This is a genomic window from Chamaesiphon sp. VAR_69_metabat_338, assembly GCF_031423935.1.
Taxonomy (GTDB): domain Bacteria; phylum Cyanobacteriota; class Cyanobacteriia; order Cyanobacteriales; family Chamaesiphonaceae; genus Chamaesiphon.
In genome coordinates this window covers 1-3,614 of record NZ_JANPGM010000682.1, presented here as the reverse complement: position 1 = coordinate 3,614, position 3,614 = coordinate 1, and the positions used below count along the sequence as shown (strand labels likewise).

Annotated in this window: 4 protein-coding genes; 1 reads left to right on the top strand and 3 read right to left on the bottom strand. The window is 47.4% G+C overall.

Annotated features, from left to right (window positions below):
• Nucleotides 1-458, bottom strand: a 458-nt coding sequence (locus RMO84_RS18950) for a DUF4188 domain-containing protein (RefSeq protein WP_310489994.1), incomplete at its 3' end; no start/stop codon positions are given.
• Nucleotides 459-634: 176 nt separating this feature from the next.
• Here RMO84_RS18950 and RMO84_RS18945 point away from each other — a divergent pair.
• Complete coding sequence (locus tag RMO84_RS18945) at nucleotides 635-1,168, top strand: PadR family transcriptional regulator (RefSeq protein ID WP_310489993.1); 534 nt, start codon at nucleotides 635-637, stop codon at nucleotides 1,166-1,168.
• Here RMO84_RS18945 and RMO84_RS18940 read toward each other — a convergent pair.
• Nucleotides 1,163-2,245, bottom strand: a complete 1,083-nt coding sequence (locus tag RMO84_RS18940; RefSeq protein ID WP_310489992.1) for a glycosyl transferase — start codon at nucleotides 2,243-2,245, stop codon at nucleotides 1,163-1,165. The genes RMO84_RS18945 and RMO84_RS18940 overlap by 6 nt on opposite strands.
• 14 nt (nucleotides 2,246-2,259) lie before the next feature.
• A complete protein-coding gene (locus RMO84_RS18935) occupies nucleotides 2,260-3,438 on the bottom strand; it encodes an aminotransferase class V-fold PLP-dependent enzyme (RefSeq protein WP_310489991.1) in 1,179 nt (392 codons plus the stop codon).
• Nucleotides 3,439-3,614: the final 176 nt, after the last annotated feature.

The window sequence follows — 3,614 nt, the reverse complement described above, 5'->3', positions numbered from 1 at the left end:
GCAGTTTCTTTGCGCCCGTCGATCGGGCCGTGGTTAGTAGCCGCTGCTAAACCGAAGATGGGCATATTGACATAGATCGATTCGGATTGCCCTGCTGGGACTAAATAAGTTTCGTGCCAAATGCCGACACTGCCATCACTGCCAATCGATCGATTGAAAGCGCGCCACGGTTCCAGATGCGGATCGTCAGTATTGCGGGCAAAATGCTCTAAATGCTCGAAGGATTTCCAGTAGGTCATCATCATTGTGCAGATCGGAAACAGGCGAAAAAATGATTCCTGACCCAAAAATCCTTTGTCGGGATATTTGTGTAAGACATCCAGCATCGGCCCCATTGCTCGGGCTGTGGGCAGCCATTTATTGACCGCCCAGATGTTATTGACTTGCATCCCGATCGCAAAGACCACAAAGGATTCGTCGATCTGCGCACTAAATCTGCCAGGAACTACTTTGGACATATCTGATTTCTCCAATTGCTACTTGTATTCACTTAATTGAATATTCACCAATTTTATATTAACTTAGTTGAATATGCAACTATGAGGGACAGTTGTTAGATAATCTAGATATGGGGAAATCCCCGATAGTAAGGCACTGTTATATTTCTACCTCCTACCATCTACCCTCTCTCCCAATGGCATTAGCCCACGCACTTCTAGCAGCAATTCACGATCGAGCGCGCAGTGGCTACGATCTAGCCAAAAAATTCGACGGGTCGATCGGATTTTTCTGGAATGCCACCCACCAGCAGATCTATCGAGAACTGACAAAATTGGAGGGGCAAAGCCAGATCGATGCCCAGCTCGTCCGCCAAGAGCAGCGTCCTGATAAAAAGATTTATACATTGACTAGTAAAGGCGAACAGACGCTGCGATCGTGGATCGAGACGCCGAGTACTGTCAGTCCACTCAAGGACGACTTGCTCGTCAAAATATTTGCCGGATCGATCGTCTCACCGGAAACGATCGTCGCTGAATTAAAACAGCATCGGATTCAGCATTTAGAAAGCTTGCATACATATCAAGCGATCGCCGCTCAAGTTTTTCCAGATCGATCGCAGTTTACCAATGACGATCTTTATCAATACATTACCCTGCGTCAAGGGATTAGATTAGAGACAGAATGGCTGGCTTGGTGTCAAGAAGCGATCGAGCTATTGGAGTCATAAACTGCTGAAATATTTGACGATCGCATTAGCAATTGTCAAATTACCATCGGTTTTAATTGGAGTCGTCAATCGCGGCGGTTGTAATGGTGAATCCACAAACTGCCAATCACTACCAAAAAACTCATCGGGGTTGATGACTTGATGATAGCCATAATCTTGCATCCCATTGAGAATAATTTCGGCTTCGGCAAAACCAGATCTAGTTAATGAGACGATCGGAATTTGCAGCTTAAGGGCTTCTGCATAGGTTGAATATCCAGGTTTCGAGACAACTCGATCGCACAATGGCATAAAATCGACCGGACGCACCGCGCGATCGAGTGCTTTGACTAAGTTGGGCAGATTGGGAGCTTGACGATCGAGAGTAATAAATTGATAATCGGGAAAATGCGCGATATTTTGATACGGAATTGCATCTAAACTCAATCCGCCAAATGTCAGCAAGATCGTGCGTTCTTTTGGTTGAATTAAACCGAACTTTTCGCGCAATATATCTAGTGAATACTTGGGATCGCCGCCAGTTAAGCCCACATCTTCAATAATGGGAAACCGCGACATCGGTTCATGTAAAGGCACGCGAAACAGCCGATCGCATTGCCCGTAGCAATCGCTAATCCAGTCGGCGATCGCGGTAAAATCCCCACCCCAATCTCGATAAATAAAATCCCAGCCGAAGTTACCAGACATCCAACACGGGACATCTAATTGCTTGGCAATTAAAGTTGCTAATGGCGGCGCATCGGCAAATACCAAATCTACCTGCTGCTCCCGACAAAAAGCAACTTCTTCAGCGATTATTTCAGCTCTATTATCGATAATCTTTTGCCACTTCGATCGAGTTGCCTCCAGATCCATTTTCAGGCTGTCGGCTTGCACGACTCCCACATCAAACCCGCGTTGCCGGTAGATAAAATCACCATCAATGTAGCACTCTAGCAACCATTTCGGTGCAGTCGTGACTAGGATTAACTTCACTGCTGGCAACAACTTTTGCAGTTGTCCGGCGATCGATGCCGTGCGCGCTGCGTGACCGAAACCGTGATCGGTAATGGCAATATAAACCGTACAATTTGACATGGAGCAGCAATCCTTTAATTGATGAGCTGACTCAAAGATCCAACTAATTCATCAATTTCTGCGGTAGTAGTAAAATAATGAGTACAAGCCCGAATGCAATCGGGATCGACGATCGTACGCAGATAAAAATGTCGATCTTCTAAATCTTTCACTAACTTAGCATGATTTCCCGTCGCTACTTGAAAAGAAACTAAACCCGATCGTGGAGCCAGATCGTTCAAACACTTAATCCCGGCAATTTGTTGTAAATTTTTCCATAGATAAGTAGCTAAACTGACAATTCGCTCGGCACGTTTCTCCGCTGGAGAGGCTCCGCCAACGATCGTACTCTCCCAAGTTTGATGAGTGGCAATTGCCGCACGCAATCCGGCATACAAGGGATAAGCCGATGTCGCCACTTCATAGCGACGAGCATCATTTACGAATGGTAACTGCGGCTGACTATAATCCAAGCCCCGCCAACCAATAAAAGTCGGCTCTAAACTGGCAAGCATCTCTGGATGAATGTATAAACCGCCCACGCCTTCGGGGCCGCACCACCATTTATGTCCGGTAAATGCATAGAAATCGATCCCCAATTCGGCCAAATTCAGCGGCAACCACCCCACCGATTGCGCGGCATCGACCAAGATCCGAATCGGGCGTTCGCGTTGCGCTTGCCGCACCCCTGCTGCGATTTCGGCTAATGGCAATACTTGTCCCGTATTCCACAACACATGACTGAGGACGACCAAGCGAGTCTGGGGCTGTAAATGGCTGGTAACTGTGGCAACGGGATCGCCAGTCTCCAGCGTCCCTTGGAGGGGAAACAAATCGACAACAACGCCGAATCGCCGACAGATTTCATTAATACTGGCGATAACCCCTGGATGCTCGCAATCAGACAACAGAATGCGATCGCCAGACTGCCAATTTAGCCCCCACAAGGCGATATTACAACCAGCCGTGACATTTTCGGTCAGCGCGATCGTTGCTGCGGTTACACCCAATTCTTGAGCGATCGCCTGACGCGTCAAAGCAGCCTCTTGCGTCACTAATTGGTTAGTTTTCAGACCGAATGGCCCCTGAGTTTGAATCTGTTGGTATGCCGCTACAATCGCATCCAGAGCCGCTTGCGGCATCGGCCCTTGGCCGCCGTAGTTAAAGTAGCTTTTATTTGCCAGCGCGGGAAATTGTTGACGGTAGGTTTCCATAAGCATAGAGCGTCATGACTAAGACATCCACAGGATTAAGATCTGGCGATCTACTTTACCCTGTCATTATCAGCTTTTCGCCCCGTGAGGTGTTGTTTGAGCCTTCAATTTTACAGCAAATTTCAGTTTGATGAGGTAAACTACTTCACGGATTCAGAACCCCGACTTCTTGGAGA

Excerpts from the sequence above, each read along its gene's own strand:
- RMO84_RS18945 (WP_310489993.1), top strand. The coding sequence starts at position 635 with ATGGCATTAGCCCACGCACTTCTAGCAGCAATTCACGATCGAGCGCGC.
- RMO84_RS18940 (WP_310489992.1), bottom strand. The coding sequence starts at position 2,245 with ATGTCAAATTGTACGGTTTATATTGCCATTACCGATCACGGTTTCGGT.
- RMO84_RS18935 (WP_310489991.1), bottom strand. The coding sequence starts at position 3,438 with ATGGAAACCTACCGTCAACAATTTCCCGCGCTGGCAAATAAAAGCTAC.